A 16,690-nucleotide genomic window follows, 5' to 3' on the forward strand; every position below is an offset into this window, starting at 1 on the left:
GTATTATATGAGGTCCAACCCAGCCCAGTTTCGCATGACCCTTCTGAAGAAATGTTTCGTCGCCGGCTCAATCGTCGTTGTGCTGGCCGCAGCAGCAATCGCAGGCGGATATCACTGGGCCACCAGCCCACTCGATTTGACCCCCGCGCAACTCGATGTCACCGTCAAGCCGCACAGCAGCCTGCGCAGCGTTACGCTGCAGCTCAACCGCGGCGGCGTGCCGGTCGAGCCTGAACTGTTCGTGATCATGACGCGGCTGCTCGGCTTGCAAAGCGATCTGAAATCCGGCAACTACGAGTTCAAGACGGGCATCACGCCGTACGAAGTGCTGCAAAAAATCGCCCGCGGCGACGTCAACGAATATGTGGCGACCATCATCGAAGGGTGGACCTTCAAGCGTATGCGCGCCGAGCTGGACGCCAATCCGGCGCTCAAGCACGACACGATTGGCATGAGCGACACCGATCTGATGAACGCGATCAACGCGCCGGAAGCGTCGCTCGGCAACGGCGAGGGGCTGTTTTTCCCGGACACCTATCTGTTCGACAAGAACACCAGCGATCTGGACGTGTACCGTCGCGCGTACCGGCTGATGCGGTTGCGTCTGGACGAAGCGTGGACCTCGCGTTCGCCGAACCTGCCGTACAAGACGCCGTACGATGCGTTGACGATGGCGTCGATCATCGAAAAGGAAACCGGCAAGAAATCGGACCGGCCGATGGTGGCGGCCGTGTTCGCGAACCGTCTGCGCGTGGGCATGCCACTGCAAACCGACCCCACCGTGATCTACGGCATGGGCGACAGCTACACCGGCCGCATCAGGAAGAAAGACCTGCAGACCGACACTCCTTACAATACCTACACCCGGATGGGGCTTCCGCCAACACCCATCTCGCTGCCCGGTGTCGCATCGCTGCAGGCGGCGATGAACCCGGCGCAATCCACCGCGCTGTATTTCGTTTCGCGCGGTGACGGCAGCAGTATCTTTTCTGACACCCTCGGCGATCACAACAAGGCCGTGGACAAATACATTCGAGGGCAATGATGGCGCGGGGCAAATTCATAACGTTTGAGGGCATCGACGGTGCCGGCAAGACCACCCACCTGGGCTGGTTTCGCGAACGCCTCGAAGAGAAAGTCGCGAGCACCGGCCGCTCGGTCGTGATGACGCGCGAGCCGGGCGGCACGCCGCTTGGCGAACAGATCCGCGAAATCGTCCTGCATCAGAAGATGGATCTCGAAACCGAGGCATTGCTGATGTTCGCGCTGCGCCGCCAGCATCTGGCCGAGGTGATCGAGCCGGCGCTCGCGCGCGGCGACTGGGTGCTGTCCGACCGCTTCACGGATGCGACCTTCGCCTACCAGGGCGGCGGCCGCGGCCTGCCGCGCGACAAGCTGGAAACGCTGGAGCGCTGGGTGCAGGGCGGTTTTCAGCCGGACCTGACGGTGCTGTTCGACCTGACGCCGGAGGTCGCCAGCGAACGGCGCAGCGCCGCGCGCGATCCGGATCGGTTCGAAAGCGAGTCGGAGGCATTTTTCAATCGCACCCGTGCCGAATATCTGCGCCGCGCGGAAGAAGCGCCGTACCGGTTCGCTATCATTGACTCTTCGCAGACCATCGTGCGAATTCAGAAGCAACTTGAAGAGTTGATCGCAGTTCTTTGATTTTTAAAGAATATAATCTTGAGTTATGACGACTGATGAGGCTTGTGTAACGTCTCATGAAACTTCGTCAGTCTATTGATTTAAAAGAGAAACGATGATTTATCCGTGGCAAGCCGATGACTGGAACCGCCTGCAGCAGTTGCGTGGACACTGGCCGCATGCCTTGCTGCTGCATGGCCAGGCGGGGATCGGCAAGCTGCGCTTCGCGCAGCACCTCGCGCAGGGGCTTTTGTGCGAGGCCCAGCAGGCCAACGGCGAGCCGTGCGGCGCCTGCGTCGCCTGCAACTGGTTCACGCAGGGCAATCATCCTGACTATCGGATCATCGTGCCCGAAGCGCTGGCCGCCGAAGCCGGACTCGCCAGCGCTGCGGACGAAAAAGCCGAGAAGTCCGACGGTGACGAAGGCAAGAAGACGCGCGCGCCCAGCAAGGAGATCAAGATCGAGCAGATTCGCGGCTTGCTCGATTTCGTCGGCGTCGGGTCGCATCGTGGCGGTGCGCGCGTGGTCGTGCTGTATCCGGCCGAGGGGCTGAACATCGCCGCGGCCAACGCGCTCCTGAAAACGCTCGAAGAACCGCCGGCGGGCGTGGTGTTTTTGATGGTGTCGGCGCGCGTCGATCGCCTGCTGCCCACCATCATCAGCCGTTGCCGCCAATGGCCGATGACGATGCCCGCGCCGGAAGTCGCCACGAAGTGGCTCGCCGCGCAAGGCGTCGCCGAAGCGCCCGCGCTGCTCGCCGAAGCCGGCGGCGCGCCGCTCACGGCCCTCGCTCTCGCGAGTGACGAGAACCGCACGCTGCGCGACTGGACCCTGAAGCAACTGGCCGCCGGCGCTGATTGCGACGCCTTCGCCTGCGGCGAGGCGCTGCAGAAGCTGCCGGTACCGCTCGTGCTCGGCTGGCTGCAACGCTGGATGTACGATTTGCTGGCGCAGCGCACGGCCGGCGCGCCGCGTTATTTCCCGCAGGCGTCGACGGCGTTGTCGCGCTGTGCGTCGCAAGCCGACGCCAGCGCGTTCGCGCGCTTCATGCGCACCGTGACGCGCCAGCGCGCTGTCGAGAACCATCCGCTGAACGCGCGGCTGGTGTTCGAAGAACTGTTTATCGGCTATCGCGAGCTGTTTGCGTAAATCAACTTTGATGGCCGCCGGTGTGTGCAAGGCTGGCGTGCCTTAACCCGCCACGCATGATCCATGCATCCGTCCGCCGATTCGCCTTCCATCTCACGTCAAAGCACCATGAGCCTTTCCTACCGCGATGCCACCTTCGACGATCTGCCCGCGATCGTCGCCATTTACAACTCGACCGTGCCGTCGCGGCAAGTCACCGCCGATCTCGAACCGGTGAGCGTCGAAAGCCGTCTGGCGTGGTTTCATGCGCACGGGCCACACAAGCGTCCGCTGTGGGTGGTGGAAGATCCGCAGCAGTCCGGCCGCGTGATCGCGTGGTTGAGCTTCTCGGATTTCTACGGCCGCCCGGCCTATCTGCGTACCGCCGAAGTCAGCATCTATCTGGACGAAAGCGCGCGCGGCAAGGGTCTCGGCAAGCAACTGCTGGCGGCCTCGCTGGAAGTGGCGCCGACGCTCGGCATCGACACGGTGCTGGGCTTTATCTTTGGCCACAATGACGCGAGCCTGCGTCTGTTCCGCGGCTTCGGTTTCGACACGTGGGGGTCGCTGCGGCGCGTCGCGGTGCTGGACGGCGTGGAGCGCGATCTGGTGATTCTCGGCAAACGGCTCGAGCCGGCCGCGGCCTGATTTACAGCCACGATTTACAGCCAGATTCACACCCAGCTACTTATCAGCAGGACATCATCATGTTTGTCGATTCGCACTGTCATATCAACTTCGAAGGACTCGCCGACCGCCTGCCGCAGGTGCTCGAGAACATGCGCAGCCATTCGGTCACGCATGCGCTGTGCGTATCGGTCGATCTGGAGACGTTGCCGTCCGTGCTGGCGATCGCCAACCAGTACGAGAACGTGTATGCGTCGGTTGGAGTGCATCCGGATCACGAGGACATGCGCGAGCCGAGTCTCGCCGAACTGATTGAGTTGGCCGAACATCCGAAGGTGGTCGCGATCGGTGAGACCGGTCTCGACTACTACCGTCTGGAAGGCCGCACGATCGCCGATATGGAATGGCAGCGCGAGCGCTTTCGCACCCATATCCGCGCGGCGCACGCCACGAAGAAGCCGCTGATCATCCACACCCGGTCGTCGGCGGAAGACACGCTGCGCATCATGGCCGAGGAGCGCGCGAGCGAGCCTGGCGGCGTGATGCATTGCTTCACCGAGCCGTGGGCGGTTGCCGAGCAGGCGCTGGCGCAGAATTTTTACATTTCGCTGTCGGGCATCGTCACGTTCAAGAGCGCGACCGACGTGCAGGACGTTGCGCGCCGCGTGCCGCTCGAGCGTTTGCTGATCGAAACCGACTCGCCGTACCTCGCGCCCGTGCCGTATCGCGGCAAGCCTAATGAACCTGCGTACGTAAGTTATGTCGGACGCTTCATCGCGCAACAGCGCGAGATGCCGGATACGGCACTGGCCGCCGCGACGACACAAAACTTCTTCCGGCTCTTCAAGATTCCCGCGCCGGCTGGTGTGTGATCGGTAAAGCCAATAAATATCAAATGGATAGGGAAGTTTCCTAAAGTAAAACATGACAAATTATTCGACTTCGACGGCGGCGATTCAAGAGACTTCAGCGGCGCAAACCGCCCTCGGTTCGGCACGCCGCAGCGTGTCGCGCCTCGCGCTGGCCGCCACGTTTGCCTGCGCCGCGCTGACTTCGCTGGTCGCTTCGCCGGTTCAGGCCGCGCCGATCGACTCGCTCGTCAAGTCGGTGAAATTCGACGACGTCGACGGCGTCAACAAGCTGCTCGCCAAGGGCATGGACCCGAACAGCGTCGACAACCAGGGCATCCCGCTGCTGGTGCTCGCCGCGCGCGAGAAGTCGGACAAGGTGGGGGCGGCGCTGATTGCCAATCCGAAAACCGACATCGAGATCCAGGATAAAGCCGGCGAGAACGCGATGATGATGGCCGCGCTGGGCGGCGACCTCGACTTCGTCAACCTGCTGATCGCGAAGGACGCCGAAGTCAACAAGAAGGGCTGGGCGCCGCTGCACTATGCGGCTGCGAACGGCCACGACGATATCGTCAAGGTGCTGCTCGACCATTCGGCCTACGTCGACGCCGGCTCGCCGAACGGCACCACGCCGCTGATGATGGCCGCGCGCGGCGGTCACGTGTCGACGGTGAAGCTCCTGCTCGATAACGGCGCGGACCTCACGGTGAAGAACCAGATCGGCCTGACTGCGCTGGATTTCGCGAAGACCTACAAGGAACCGGACGTGGTCGAAGGCCTCACTGCGCGCCTGCAGCAGATGCAACAGAAGTGAAGTGCGCGAAAAGCCGGAGAACCGGCCACCGGGGCGCCAGCTTCACGGACACCGGCTGTCGGTTCCCTGGGCCACAAATTTGCCTGAAGATAGCACCCGTTGGCATGCCTGCCGCTTCGCAAAACAGTGCAGAATGACGACTTGGCGCGTTGCGAGGCGCGCCGGTTCGATGCGGCGCTAGACCGCCTGATAAACGACCCTGGAAAGGAACACCATGCTGCGGGCTTTGATTTTCGCCAGCGCGCTTGCCGTACCGTTATCGGCAGCCGCGTTTACGGGAGGCGACCTCAACAAGCTGTGCACGAAGACCGATGTAGCATCGCGTAGTGCGTGTGCCGCGTATATCGAAGGCGCTGCCGACGGCATCTTCAACACGATCGACGCGATCGGCGGCACCACCGGGCCGCGCGTCGGCCAGTACTACTGCCTGCCGCCAGACGCGCGCTCGGCGCAACTCACCGACGCGGTACGCAAGTACATCGCCGAGAATCCGATCGTCGCGGGCTATAACGCCAGCACGGCGATCTCGCTCGGGCTCGGCAAGGCATTTCCTTGCAAGAGCGGTAGCTGATCGCGTAGTTGATTTGAATTTGATGTGAGTCGCGGCTGACGTTTGCGCCGCGTGCCCGAATCGGGCACGTCGGGCGTTTCAGCCTGCTTGAGCCTTGAGGCGTGTTTCTGGCCGGCTTAAACCCGGCCGCCCGCTTTCACAGGCCGCCGGCTTAAGCACCTATCCCCGGTCCTGGCGGACGAACGCCTAAGATGTCTACAGGCATGCCGCGCCGGAAGCCTCAAACCTGGACGGCGCACGCCGCTGTTTCAGCGCTCGTCAGCGTCAGTGTCATCAGCGGGGCGTGGCCTTCGCGCTCATGCCCGCTCCCTCGGCATTTTGCCGCCTGTTCGGCCAATGGCCTCGCCCGCGTAGTGCCCGCTCCACGCAATGCCACGGTCGCGCACCGACGTGTCGGCCGAACTCGAAACCGGCAAGGGCGAACCGCCCGACTGGGTGCCGCGCAGCACGCAGACACCCGCCGGCAGCACCGCCGCGCACACCGAGGCCGATCCCGTGGCAAGCCGCGCCGGTCTTCATCAGGCGGGCGATCTGTTGCAGCAGGTGAAGGAAAAGGTGTAGCGCCGCATGCAGCGCCGATGAGTGCAACTGATCGGACACCCAGGCGGTCGAATCGTCCATCTGACTCACGAACCTGGCGCGGCGTCGCGCGTTTTGCAGCCGCTTGACGTCATCGAAGTGTTGCAGCGCTCGAGGCGCCACAAGCCCTTGAAGCGCGAACGCCGCGCCGTGCGAACCAAGGAGGACTACCAACATGGGCCGACTGATCGTCGTGTCGAATCGCGTCGCAACGCCGACGGAAACCAAAGGGTCGGCAGGCGGCCTCGCGGTCGGCGTGTTCGGCGCGCTGAAGGACGCGGGCGGCGTATGGTTCGGCTGGAGCGGCGACGTGGTGAGCGAGACCGTCGCCAACGCCGGTCCGACGCTGGAGCAGGACGGCGCGGTGACCTTCGCGACCGTCGGTCTCACGCGCAAGGATTACGATCAGTATTACCGCGGTTTCTCGAACGCGACGCTCTGGCCCGTGTTCCACTACCGTAACGACCTTGCACGCTACGAGCGCGACGAGTATGCCGGCTACCGCCGCGTCAACGCATGGCTTGCGCACAAGCTGATCAAGCTGCTCGAACCCGACGATGTGATCTGGATTCACGACTACCATCTGATCCCGTTCGCCGAAGCGCTGCGCTCCGAGGGCATCACGAACCGCATCGGCTTCTTCCTGCATATTCCGTTTCCCGCGCCGCAGATTCTGCTCAACATTCCGCCGCACGAAGAGTTGGTGAAATCGCTGTCGTGCTACGACCTGCTGGGCTTCCAGACCGCAACCGATGAACTCGCTTTCCACGACTACGTGACGCGCCACGCGCGCGGCACCGTGAGCGGAGGCAACCATGTGGAAGCCTTCGGCCGCAAGCTGCGCACGGGCGTCTATCGGATCGGCGTGTTCCCCGATGAAATCGCCGAACAGGCCGAGCGCTACGAAAGCCGCCAGCACGTGCTCGACCTGAAGCAGAGTCTGGAAGGCCGCAAGCTGATCATGAGCGTCGACCGGCTCGATTATTCGAAGGGACTCGTTGAACGTTTTCGCGCCTTCGAGCAACTGCTGGAACGCTCGCCCGAATGGCGCGGCAACGTGACGCTCGTGCAGATCGCGCCGCCGACCCGCTCGGACGTCGCCACCTATCAGAAGATCCGCCAGGATCTCGAATACGAAGCAGGGCGCATCAACGGCCGTTATTCGGGCCTCGATTACACGCCGATCCGCTACCTGAATCAGCAGTACGACCGCTGGAAACTGATGTCGCTGTTTCGTGAGTCGCAGATCGGCTTTGTCACACCGTTGCACGACGGCATGAATCTGGTCGCGAAGGAATACGTCGCCGCGCAGAATCCGGACGATCCGGGCGTGCTGGTGCTGTCGATTTTCGCCGGTGCGGCGGCGGAGTTGACTGGCGCGCTGCTGGTCAATCCGCACGATGCGATCGGCATGTGCGAGGCCTTGCAGCGCGCGTTGCAAATGCCGCTCGATGCACGCCAGCGGCGTCACGAGATCAATATGGCGGCGCTGCGCAAGAACGATCTCGGCGTGTGGCGCGATAGCTTCCTGAACGATTTGCGCAGTGTGCCCGTGCAGACGCCGGGCAAGGGCGGTGGACATAAATGATGGTGCGTTTGAACAGAATGGTTTTACTGAGCGCCCGGCAGTGCGCGTTTGATCGAAAGGTGTCCGCATGCTGAGGACGTTGGCCATCGCGGGGTATCGGTCGCTGCGCGAGTTGATCGTGCCGCTCGGGCAGTTGAATGTCATCACGGGCGCGAATGGCAGCGGCAAATCGAGCGTGTATCGCTCGTTGCGTTTGCTGGCCGAGACTGCGCGCGGCGGGGTGATTACGTCGCTTGCGCGTGAGGGTGGTTTGCAATCCACGTTGTGGGCTGGGCCTGAACGTTTCTCGCGCGCGGTACTGGCCGGAGAATTGCCAGTCGAGGGCACGCGCCGGAAAGAGCCGGTGAGTCTGCGGCTTGGATTTTCCGGCGATGAGTTCGGCTATGCGATCGATCTCGGGTTGCCGCCGCTCGACAGGGCCACCCGCTTCCCGCTCGACCCCACCATCAAACGCGAGTGCATCTGGAGCGGCCCGGTGCTGCGGCCGTCGGCCTTGCTGGTCGACCGGCACGGCGCAGCGCTGCGTACGCGTGACGAGCAGGGCGAGTGGCAAACCATCCCTCAACCCGTCGCGAGCTTCGACAGCATGATGACGGAGTTCTCCGACCCCCGGACCGCTCCCGAGATGATCACGGTGCGCGAGCAGATTCGTTCGTGGCGCTTTTACGATCACTTCCGCACCGATGCCGAAGCGGCCGTGCGTCTGCCGCAGATCGGCACGCACACCTTGGTGCTCTCGAACGACGGTGCGGACCTCGCCGCGGCCTTGCAAACCATTCGCGAGATCGGCGACCCGGTTGCGCTCGATACCGCCATCGACGACGCCTTTCCCGGTTCGCGCCTCGACGTCGTCTCGCAGGACGGCCGCTTCGAAGTATCGATGCAGCAACACGGCCTGCTGCGGCCGCTGAAGGGCGCGGAGCTGTCGGACGGCACCTTGCGATATCTGTTGCTGGTGGCCGCGTTGCTCACGCCGCGTCCGCCGGCGTTGCTGGTGCTGAACGAACCGGAGACGAGCTTGCACCCGGACCTGCTGCCGGCGCTGGCGCGCCTGATCGCGCGGGCTTCCGCGCATTCCCAGGTGCTGGTGGTGTCGCACGCGGCGCGGTTGATCGCGGCGCTCGAACGAGAGGACGGCAGCCAGTCGATCGTGCTCGAGAAGCACTTTGGCGCCACGCGCATCACCGATGCGGACGATCGCGACCTGCCGCCGTGGAAATGGCCGGCGCGATAACCGTGGCCACGTGATCTGGTTGAGGGCAATCGGCAGGCGAGGTACCCAGGCTACGTACCTAAGCTACATACCTGAGCGGATAATAGGCGCGCCATCGGATGTAAGTCGAATGTAACAGCGCACAGGAATTGCAAGGCCAAGGGTTTTTTTGTTCCGCCCTAGTGAATAATGGTGTGATGCGGATGGTGCAGGCGGACGCCTGGCGTTCACTGCATTGATGGAGAAGGACCGGCGCTGTCATAAACAGCGCCGCTGACGTGCACCGCCATCGGCGCGAGCCGTCAGTTCACGGAGACAAAATATGAAGATTGCGCAGATCGCCCCTTTGACCGAATCGGTGCCGCCGAAGCTATACGGCGGCACGGAGCGCGTCGTGTCCTACATCACCGAGGCGCTGGTCGATCTCGGCCATGACGTGACGCTGTTCGCGAGCGGCGACTCCGTCACGAGTGCAAAGCTCGAACCCGTCTGGCCGCGTGCGCTGCGTTTGGACCCGGGTATCCGCGACCGCATTGCGCCCCATATGCTGTTGATGGAACTGGTGCGCCGCCAGGCCGAAAACTTCGACGTGCTGCATTTTCACCTCGACTATTACTCGTTTTCGGTCTTCAAGCGCCAGGAGACACCCTTCGTCACGACGATGCACGGCCGCCTCGATTTGCCCGAACAACAGCCGGTGTTCGACACCTTCAACACCGCGCCCGTGATCTCGATTTCGAATTCGCAGCGTCATCCGCTGCCGCAGGCCAAGTGGCTCACCACCGTCTATCACGGTCTGCCGGAGCAGCTCTATACGCCGCAACCCGTCGAGCAGAAGTACCTCGCGTTTCTTGGCCGTATCTCGCCGGAAAAGCGCGTGGATACCGCGATCCGGATTGCCGGACGCTGCGGCATGCAGATTCGCATTGCCGCGAAGGTGGACGCTGCCGACCGCGAATACTTCGAGCGCGAAATCCGGCCGTTGCTGGACTTGCCGTATGTCGAGTTCATCGGCGAGATCGCGGATAACCAGAAGGCGGAGTTTCTATCCGGCGCGCATGCGTTGCTCTTCCCGATCGACTGGCCGGAGCCGTTCGGCCTCGTGATGATCGAAGCGATGGCGTGCGGCACGCCGGTGATTGCGTTTAACCGCGGCTCGGTGCCGGAAGTGCTCGACGACGGCGTGACAGGCTTTATCGTCGAAGACGAGATCGGCGCGGTGGCGGCGGTCAATCGCCTGCATAAGATGCCGCGGGCGGGCGTGCGGCAACGCTTCGAAGAGCGCTTCACGTCGCACCGGATGGCGCAGCAGTATGTGGATGCGTACCAGTCCGTAATTCGCGCGCAGAAGCGTTCGCGCTTCAAGGTGATCGATACGTCGGGGAGTTGAGCGGCGTAAAACCGGCCCACACGGTGGCATGAAAAAGAACGGCGATGTGCACTACGCATCGCCGTTTTTTATTGCCGCTGTGCGTGGGGCCGGTAACCGGATCACGCGGGATCACACGGGATCGCGCGCCTAGATCTTCAGGCGCGTTACCTTGGTGCCCTGCAGCGAGACATCGGCCATCAGGCCGGCATTGGTCAAAATGAATACTTCGACCGGGGCAGTCGCCGTGGTCGTGTCGATCGCGCCGTTGGCGCCCATCTTCACCAATGCGACGGAGGCGTCGCCGCCCGCCGACCAGCCATCGGCATTGCGGAATGTGTCGAGCGAATCCTGCGTCATGAACAGGAAGATGATGGCCTTCGATTGCGCGCCCGCCTGCAGACCGAGCGAGCCGGAAACCGTGCTGTAGTAGCCGACCGTGCCGCCGCCTACGCGCAGCGCACCTTCGCCATACTGGCCGCCAACGATGAAGCCTGCTTGCAGTACCGACGGGAACACCAGTACGCCGCGCGCCTTGGATACGAGTTCGCGCGAACCCTTCACGGTTGTGAACAGGCGCGACATGGTGCCGTCGACGCTGGCGTCGATCGACTGGCGTTTGGAGGCATCAGTGGAGGGTGTGCTGGGGTTGCCGCTGTTAGTCGTGCAACCAGCGACTGCAAGGCCTCCGAAAGCGAGCGCAGCGGTAGTCTTCAGCATGAAGTTTCGTCTTTGCATCGTTTTTCTCCATCATGGTTCCTGGGCACAACCTCATATGGTGTTGCCGGGTTGTCTTTAAGTTATATCACACGCAAGCGTAGACGGCGTACTTCGTCGTTCGGCGAAAAGCCTTGTGGGGCGGGGGTTTGCGAGCCATCGCAAGGTGCGCCGATGTAATTTTGACCGGTGGCGGGAGGGCGTTGGACGACGCTCGGACAGCGCCTTCGAATGGGCTTCTGAAGAATCGAACGGCGCAGGGACCGGCTTATCGGCGCCCGAGTTGAAACCGTATGGAGGACCGGTTTTTACCGATTTTTCGCGTTCGCGATTCGCATTGAAATCGAATTGAAAGTGTTGCCTCGACGCTGCACCCGCGTCCTCAGCCATGGTTTGCCGGACTTTTGACCGGCGGGCGCCGCAGCACGCGACGAATCATGCCGATCAATACGCCAATCAGGAACAGCGTGACCGCCGGCACGATCCAGTAGCCGACGAACGCATGCCAGAGGTAACCCATGAGCGTGGAGCGGCGCACGCTGTATTCGTTGCGGGCGTCCTGCTGGCGCGGCGCATTGGCCGCCAGCACATCGGCCGGGCAGCCGGCGGCTTGCGCCTCGTCGGGCTTGCCGCGGCAGCGCGCGGGCGCGCCGGCGGCGCGTTGTGCGTCGGTGAAATTCCAGGTGGTCAGCGCACGGTCGAGGTCGACGGCGTTATACGCCATTTCCTCCCGGATCTCGCTGACTGCAACGATCGCCACGGGCACGGCCCAGAATATGATGACGACCAGCCACCGCCTTAACCAGCGGTTTTTATGCTTCGATACCATCCTTGCCTCCGATCGATGCTCTGCAGCACCAACGACAAGATGGCGGCCCGTCTAATGTTGTGTATGGGGGTGGGCCGTCTCCGCAGCCATCATAGAAGAAAAACGGCGCGTTCGCGCGGATGGACTGCGAAGGGATAGGTCGCGCGAGGGCGGCTGCCGGGAGATAAGCGGCGACGGAGAGTGGGAGTCAGGACAGAAGGAAGACAGCGGCCGCGCCGGAAAATGGCGCGGCCCTGTTCGAGCAATACGCGGCCAGACACGCGGCGCGTGGGCCGCGCCGATTGCCTCGTGTTTAGTTCGCCGGCGCGGACGACAGGCAGGTCTTCATGAAGGCCTTACGGTCGTCGCCTTTCTTGCCGGCGGCTTGCGTGTTACACGCCTTCATCTTGTCCTGCTGGCTCATCGGCGCGGCGGCGGCCGGCTTGGCGGACAGGCAGGTCTTCATGAAGGCCTTGCGATCGTCGCCTTTCTTGTCGCCAGCCTGCTTGTTGCAGTCGGCCATTTTCGTTTGCTGGCTGTTCTGCGCGAACACCGGCGAAACGAGGACAGTACCCAGCACCAGCGCAGCGATAGCGGATTGGATTTTCATGTGACACTCCATCGGTGGTGAAAACGTTTTTGGTCGTTCATGCGCGTGGGCGTCAACGGTGTCCAGGACCCCTCGGCACGTCGATTATGGCAAATGCTGTCTGCCAGAACGGACGGAATGCCATTCCGGTTGACAGGCGAGCACGCTGGTTTTCCCCTACGCAGCGGGGTTGGCGGCCCCCCGGGGGGGTAAAACGACTGAATCGCAGCAGTGCAAAAATATGTTATGCAATCCGGATTAATTGGCGAGGCGTATGCAAATGAATTAGGCCGGCGTCATTCCATATGGACGATCAAATTCCAAACATCCAATTTGCATTGCTGCAGGTGCAAATGAATAGGAAATCGGCAGAAAATCCCGTTGAATATCATAGGGGTAATCTTGACTGGAATTCCTGCGCCGATGCGCCGCCCGTCGTCTCAGTCACGCAAGCCAAAGGAGGCTCGCCATGCACTACCTGTTGATGTATGACCTCGTGCCGGACTACCTCGAGAGGCGTGGCGCGTATCGCGACGCCCATCTGGCTCTCGCCTGGGCGGCAGCGGAGCGCGGTGAATTGCAACTGGCCGGAGCCTTGACCGAGCCTGTGGACACTGCCGTGCTGCTCTTCAAAGGCGACTCTCCCGAAGCCGCCGAAGCCTTTGCCAGAGCCGATCCGTACGTGCTCGCAGGGCTCGTAACGCGCTGGCTCGTACGCCCATGGATGACCGTGGTGGGTGAGGGCGCGGCGAACCCCGTGCGTTAGAAGCAAGCGCGAACAGCCGCGCTCGCGCGGCGTCGAGAGGAATGCGAACAGCATGAAGAAGCGCTGTGTTCGCTTCGACGACAATCGCGTCCCGATGTCACTCAGGTGCTGTCAAAACGCTGCGCCGAGACATTCCGCAGCGGGTGGAAATACCTTCAAAATGCATCGAAATGCGTTGTGACTCAAATGCCGATTTCGTAAATGCAATTCGTCGCCGTTGCCGCGCCGTTGTGCTGTGCAATAACGCCTTTCGGCGCGGGAACCGACGGTGGTTCTGTTACGGCAATACGAAAAATGACGCAGCAAAAAGGACAAGATTGTTTCCATCCGTAACACTTGTCTCAACCATATTCACGCAAACCCTGGTGATGGTATGCTTCGTGCACAAATTCTCCCATGCACGAGTGAGACCACGTTTTGTGCTTCGCAATAGGGACAAACCGCACTAACCCAGTGCGCTATTGACCCGCAAACAGAACGTACAAAACATATTTGTGCAACCGCGGGCTGCACACGGATCGTGAAAGTTGAATCCGTGGCCGCCCAAAGCCGCGGCCCGGCCAGGCTGCGTGGAGAAAACCCAATGTTTTTCGATGAGCTAAGCAATGACGAATGGGCGCTGCTGGCAGCGCTTGTCTCTGATGAGCCGGCCGTCCGTCTGAACCGACGCGGTCGGCCCCGCGCCGAACCGCGCATCGTGGCGAATGCCGTCCTGTGGATTCTGACAACTGGCGAACCCTGGTCGAAACTGCCGGGCCGCTATCCGTCGGGTCCTACCTGCCGGCGCCGTTTTGAAGAATGGCAGTTGAACGGCACCCTCCTCGAGATGGTTCGGTTGTTGTCGCAAACCGGGCGTACCTTCGCGTACGTCCCGCAACCGGCGCCGCCCGTCGCGGCCAAACCGGCATTACCGATAGCCGAAACCCCCAGCGTGCGCGACGAAGGTCTGCGCGGTGTGTCGTGGAAGAGCCCCGAATCGTGGCAGGCCCCCGGCGTATCGAGCAGCCTGGGCAACTGGCGTTCGGCGGATCCGTTCGCCGATATCACGCGCCAGTTGTCCGGAATGACGACGGGTATGACAAACGCGCCGCCGGTGTCGCGTACGCGTTCGGCCCCCTCGGCACCTGCACCTGCATCACCCGCGGCACGGCCTGCCATGCGCGCTGGTCTGCAAGGCATGGAGGAAGCGCGGGCGGTGGACACGGCAATGCACGGTCTGGATTCGGCTATCGCGTCGGCACGCCGCACGCAACAGCTTGAAGATCAGCAGCGCAGCTCGCTGTCGATGAGCCTCGCGCCACGCGGCACGCAAGTCGCCGACCGGCGCGGCTATGTGATCTACGTGGCGGCGGAGCAGGTGCCCAACGCCATGTATCGCGCGTGGGCGGAGATCATGAAGGACGGCAAACGCGTCGAGCGTTCCGGCCTCGTCGGTCCGCGCTTTGCCGAGGCCGACGCGGCGGAGCAATACGCGCTCGAATGGGCGCGGCAGTGGATCGACCGTGAATGCCGTACGCAGGCTGCAGCCGAGGCCGCACCTGCAGTTAATGCCACTGCGGCGGCTGCGGCAGTGGCGCGTCCGTTGCCGGCCATGCGTCATGTGCCGGAGCCGGTCGCTGTGAATCACGGTGGGCCTTTGCACGGTCCGCTCAATGCATTCCGCGGACCGCTGCGCCGTTATCCCAGCGAACCGGCCGCACCCGCAACCGAAAGCAGTGCGTCAGATCGTTATCCGTCGTATCCAGAACTCATCTCCCATGCGGGGTGAGCGCGGCGGTTAGCAGTACAGCAATACCCCGCGGCCGTCAGGAGCAACAGCCGCAGGTTCCCGCTTCATTCGTTGTGAATCATTGACGTCCATACGTGTCGTCGAAACGCACGATATCGTCTTCGCCGAGATACGAGCCCGACTGCACCTCGATCATTTCGAGCGGCATCTTGCCCGGGTTCTCGAGACGGTGGGTGACGCCCAGCGGAATATAAGCCGATTCGTTTTCGGAGACGATAAAGCGCTCTTCACCCCGCGTGACGAGTGCGGTGCCGCGCACGACGATCCAGTGTTCCGCGCGGTGATGATGCATTTGCAGCGAGAGTCGCGCACCGGGTTTCACGACGATGCGTTTGACCTGGAAGCGCTCGCCGGTGTCGACGGAATCGTAGTTGCCCCACGGGCGATGCACCTTGCGATGGTTGGTCGCTTCCAGTCCGCCATCGTTGCGAATCCGTCCGACGATCTTCTTGACGTCCTGCACGCGTGATTTGTCCGCGACCAGAATCGCATCCGCCGTTTCGACCACCACGAGATCCTGCGTGCCGACGCAGGCGATCAGGCGTCCTTCCGAATGCGCGAAGGTCGAGCTTGCCCCTTCGAACATCACGTGGCCGCGCCCCACGTTTCGATCGGCGTCTTTCTCCGAAATGTCCCAGATCGCGTCCCACGAACCCACGTCCGACCAGCCCGCTTGCAGCGGCACAACCACGCCGGATGCAGCGGTCTGATCGTTGCCCAGTTGCTCCATCACCGCGTAGTCGATCGAATTCGACGGCGAGGCGCTGAACGCGTCGCGTTGCAGACGGAAGAAATCGCCGTCCGCTTTGCCGCCTGCGAAGGCCGCGTCGCAGGCTTCGTAAATCGCCGGCTGGAAGTGGCGGATCGCCTTCAGCCAGGTCGAGGCGCGCATGATGAAAATGCCGCTGTTCCACCAGTATTCCTGCGATTCGATATACCGCTGCGCCAGTTCCAGATGCGGTTTTTCGACGAAGCGATCGAGCTTGTGCGCGCCGACCTTGCCGGCCGCATCGGTGTCCGTTGCGCGAGCGTCATTAGGCGTGCCAAGCGCCGCGCCAATGCGAATGTAGCCATAACCCGTTTCCGCACGCGTCGGTACGATGCCCATCGTCACGATATGGCCGGCTGCCGCATGCTGCACGCCGGCCGCCACCGCTGCATGAAAACCGGCGCTGTCGGTCACCGCGTGATCGGCGGGCATCACGACCATGATGCCGTCCTCGTCCTGCGCGGCGATCGAAAGGGCAGCCACCGTCAGCGCCGGCGCCGTATCGCGACCGGCGGGTTCGAGAATCAGCCGGGTCGGCTTGCCGCTCGTACGCAATTGCTCGGCCGTGGTGAAGCGCTGTTCTTCGTTGGCCACCACGACGAGTTGCTCGGCGAGCGGATGGCCCGTTTCGAGCCCGTCGAGCCGGCGCGTGGTCGACTGCAGCAGCGAGTCGTCGCCGAGCAGGCCAATCAGTTGTTTCGGATGCTGCTCGCGTGACATCGGCCACAACCGTGTACCGGAGCCGCCCGCCAGAATCACGGGATGAACTTTGAGCTTGACGTTCAGGTGCATAGCTTGCGTGGACCGGGTGTCGGCGGGTGTGGCCGTAACCGGAGCTGTCATGATGGACTCCTCGAGGCTGGGTGA

At 62.6% G+C, this 16,690-nt stretch carries 16 protein-coding genes and 1 pseudogene; 13 read left to right on the forward strand and 4 right to left on the reverse strand.

From position 1 onward, the window contains the following. Positions 1 to 34 precede the first annotated feature (34 nt). From mltG to M0D64_RS12330, 11 genes and pseudogenes are all read left to right on the forward strand, one after another. Positions 35 to 1,045, forward strand: a complete 1,011-nt coding sequence (mltG, locus tag M0D64_RS12280) for an endolytic transglycosylase MltG (protein ID WP_266257880.1) — start codon at positions 35 to 37, stop codon at positions 1,043 to 1,045. Then, positions 1,045 to 1,665: a dTMP kinase gene (tmk, locus tag M0D64_RS12285; RefSeq protein ID WP_154559259.1), complete on the forward strand. Its 621-nt coding sequence runs from the start codon at positions 1,045 to 1,047 to the stop codon at positions 1,663 to 1,665. Before mltG ends, tmk begins: the two co-directional genes overlap by 1 nt. A gap of 94 nt (positions 1,666 to 1,759) precedes the next feature. Further along, a complete protein-coding gene (locus M0D64_RS12290) occupies positions 1,760 to 2,794 on the forward strand; it encodes a DNA polymerase III subunit delta' (RefSeq protein WP_266257881.1) in 1,035 nt (344 codons plus the stop codon). A 108-nt stretch (positions 2,795 to 2,902) separates the two neighbouring features. Then, positions 2,903 to 3,421 (forward strand): GNAT family N-acetyltransferase, encoded by a 519-nt coding sequence (locus tag M0D64_RS12295; protein WP_266257882.1) that lies wholly within the window; start codon positions 2,903 to 2,905, stop codon positions 3,419 to 3,421. 59 nt (positions 3,422 to 3,480) lie between these two features. Next, positions 3,481 to 4,272, forward strand: coding sequence for a TatD family hydrolase (locus M0D64_RS12300; protein WP_266238948.1), 792 nt, complete (start codon positions 3,481 to 3,483; stop codon positions 4,270 to 4,272). A gap of 52 nt (positions 4,273 to 4,324) precedes the next feature. Beyond that, complete coding sequence (locus M0D64_RS12305; protein ID WP_266257883.1) at positions 4,325 to 5,065, forward strand: ankyrin repeat domain-containing protein; 741 nt, start codon at positions 4,325 to 4,327, stop codon at positions 5,063 to 5,065. Between the two features lie 214 nt (positions 5,066 to 5,279). Beyond that, entirely contained in the window at positions 5,280 to 5,636 is a 357-nt protein-coding gene (locus tag M0D64_RS12310) for a Rap1a/Tai family immunity protein (protein WP_054042704.1), read from the forward strand. Positions 5,637 to 6,005: 369 nt separating this feature from the next. Further along, positions 6,006 to 6,197: pseudogene (locus M0D64_RS12315) on the forward strand (mechanosensitive ion channel family protein); the annotation flags it as partial. Positions 6,198 to 6,390: 193 nt separating this feature from the next. Then, positions 6,391 to 7,803 (forward strand): alpha,alpha-trehalose-phosphate synthase (UDP-forming), encoded by a 1,413-nt coding sequence (otsA, locus tag M0D64_RS12320; protein ID WP_171925702.1) that lies wholly within the window; start codon positions 6,391 to 6,393, stop codon positions 7,801 to 7,803. A gap of 67 nt (positions 7,804 to 7,870) precedes the next feature. Then, positions 7,871 to 9,037, forward strand: a complete 1,167-nt coding sequence (locus M0D64_RS12325) for an AAA family ATPase (protein WP_266257885.1) — start codon at positions 7,871 to 7,873, stop codon at positions 9,035 to 9,037. A 301-nt stretch (positions 9,038 to 9,338) separates the two neighbouring features. Continuing rightward, complete coding sequence (locus tag M0D64_RS12330; protein ID WP_154559265.1) at positions 9,339 to 10,406, forward strand: glycosyltransferase family 4 protein; 1,068 nt, start codon at positions 9,339 to 9,341, stop codon at positions 10,404 to 10,406. A 129-nt stretch (positions 10,407 to 10,535) separates the two neighbouring features. On the opposite strand, the gene M0D64_RS12335 is transcribed toward M0D64_RS12330, so the two are convergent. The 3 genes from M0D64_RS12335 to M0D64_RS12345 all read right to left on the reverse strand — a co-directional run bounded on the left by M0D64_RS12335 (position 10,536) and on the right by M0D64_RS12345 (position 12,520). Beyond that, positions 10,536 to 11,123, reverse strand: coding sequence for a YSC84-related protein (locus M0D64_RS12335; RefSeq protein ID WP_266257886.1), 588 nt, complete (start codon positions 11,121 to 11,123; stop codon positions 10,536 to 10,538). A gap of 361 nt (positions 11,124 to 11,484) precedes the next feature. Then, positions 11,485 to 11,931 (reverse strand): hypothetical protein, encoded by a 447-nt coding sequence (locus M0D64_RS12340; RefSeq protein WP_154559267.1) that lies wholly within the window; start codon positions 11,929 to 11,931, stop codon positions 11,485 to 11,487. 292 nt (positions 11,932 to 12,223) lie between these two features. Beyond that, positions 12,224 to 12,520, reverse strand: a complete 297-nt coding sequence (locus M0D64_RS12345; RefSeq protein WP_115783158.1) for a PsiF family protein — start codon at positions 12,518 to 12,520, stop codon at positions 12,224 to 12,226. 448 nt (positions 12,521 to 12,968) lie between these two features. On the opposite strand from M0D64_RS12345, the gene M0D64_RS12350 reads away from it, so the two are divergent. After that, the gene (locus M0D64_RS12350) at positions 12,969 to 13,265 is read left to right on the forward strand and encodes a YciI-like protein (protein ID WP_266257887.1); all 297 of its coding nucleotides are present in this window, start codon (positions 12,969 to 12,971) and stop codon (positions 13,263 to 13,265) included. 583 nt (positions 13,266 to 13,848) lie between these two features. After that, positions 13,849 to 15,033 carry a transposase gene (locus M0D64_RS12355; protein ID WP_266257888.1) on the forward strand — a complete coding sequence of 395 codons (1,185 nt, stop codon included), beginning with the start codon at positions 13,849 to 13,851 and terminating at the stop codon, positions 15,031 to 15,033. 79 nt (positions 15,034 to 15,112) lie between these two features. Here the strand turns inward: M0D64_RS12355 and M0D64_RS12360 are convergent, their stop codons facing one another. After that, positions 15,113 to 16,666: a mannose-1-phosphate guanylyltransferase/mannose-6-phosphate isomerase gene (locus tag M0D64_RS12360; RefSeq protein ID WP_154559270.1), complete on the reverse strand. Its 1,554-nt coding sequence runs from the start codon at positions 16,664 to 16,666 to the stop codon at positions 15,113 to 15,115. Positions 16,667 to 16,690: the final 24 nt, after the last annotated feature.

Origin of the sequence: Paraburkholderia sp. WS6 (assembly GCF_030464835.1) — a bacterium.
Classification (GTDB): Bacteria; Pseudomonadota; Gammaproteobacteria; order Burkholderiales; family Burkholderiaceae; genus Paraburkholderia; species Paraburkholderia madseniana.

Coding starts and splice junctions, on each gene's coding strand:
- mltG (WP_266257880.1), top strand. CDS start 35: ATGACCCTTCTGAAGAAATGTTTCGTCGCCGGCTCAATCGTCGTTGTG.
- tmk (WP_154559259.1), top strand. CDS start 1,045: ATGGCGCGGGGCAAATTCATAACGTTTGAGGGCATCGACGGTGCCGGC.
- M0D64_RS12290 (WP_266257881.1), top strand. CDS start 1,760: ATGATTTATCCGTGGCAAGCCGATGACTGGAACCGCCTGCAGCAGTTG.
- M0D64_RS12295 (WP_266257882.1), top strand. CDS start 2,903: ATGAGCCTTTCCTACCGCGATGCCACCTTCGACGATCTGCCCGCGATC.
- M0D64_RS12300 (WP_266238948.1), top strand. CDS start 3,481: ATGTTTGTCGATTCGCACTGTCATATCAACTTCGAAGGACTCGCCGAC.
- M0D64_RS12305 (WP_266257883.1), top strand. CDS start 4,325: ATGACAAATTATTCGACTTCGACGGCGGCGATTCAAGAGACTTCAGCG.
- M0D64_RS12310 (WP_054042704.1), top strand. CDS start 5,280: ATGCTGCGGGCTTTGATTTTCGCCAGCGCGCTTGCCGTACCGTTATCG.
- otsA (WP_171925702.1), top strand. CDS start 6,391: ATGGGCCGACTGATCGTCGTGTCGAATCGCGTCGCAACGCCGACGGAA.
- M0D64_RS12325 (WP_266257885.1), top strand. CDS start 7,871: ATGCTGAGGACGTTGGCCATCGCGGGGTATCGGTCGCTGCGCGAGTTG.
- M0D64_RS12330 (WP_154559265.1), top strand. CDS start 9,339: ATGAAGATTGCGCAGATCGCCCCTTTGACCGAATCGGTGCCGCCGAAG.
- M0D64_RS12335 (WP_266257886.1), bottom strand. CDS start 11,123: ATGCAAAGACGAAACTTCATGCTGAAGACTACCGCTGCGCTCGCTTTC.
- M0D64_RS12340 (WP_154559267.1), bottom strand. CDS start 11,931: ATGGTATCGAAGCATAAAAACCGCTGGTTAAGGCGGTGGCTGGTCGTC.
- M0D64_RS12345 (WP_115783158.1), bottom strand. CDS start 12,520: ATGAAAATCCAATCCGCTATCGCTGCGCTGGTGCTGGGTACTGTCCTC.
- M0D64_RS12350 (WP_266257887.1), top strand. CDS start 12,969: ATGCACTACCTGTTGATGTATGACCTCGTGCCGGACTACCTCGAGAGG.
- M0D64_RS12355 (WP_266257888.1), top strand. CDS start 13,849: ATGTTTTTCGATGAGCTAAGCAATGACGAATGGGCGCTGCTGGCAGCG.
- M0D64_RS12360 (WP_154559270.1), bottom strand. CDS start 16,666: ATGACAGCTCCGGTTACGGCCACACCCGCCGACACCCGGTCCACGCAA.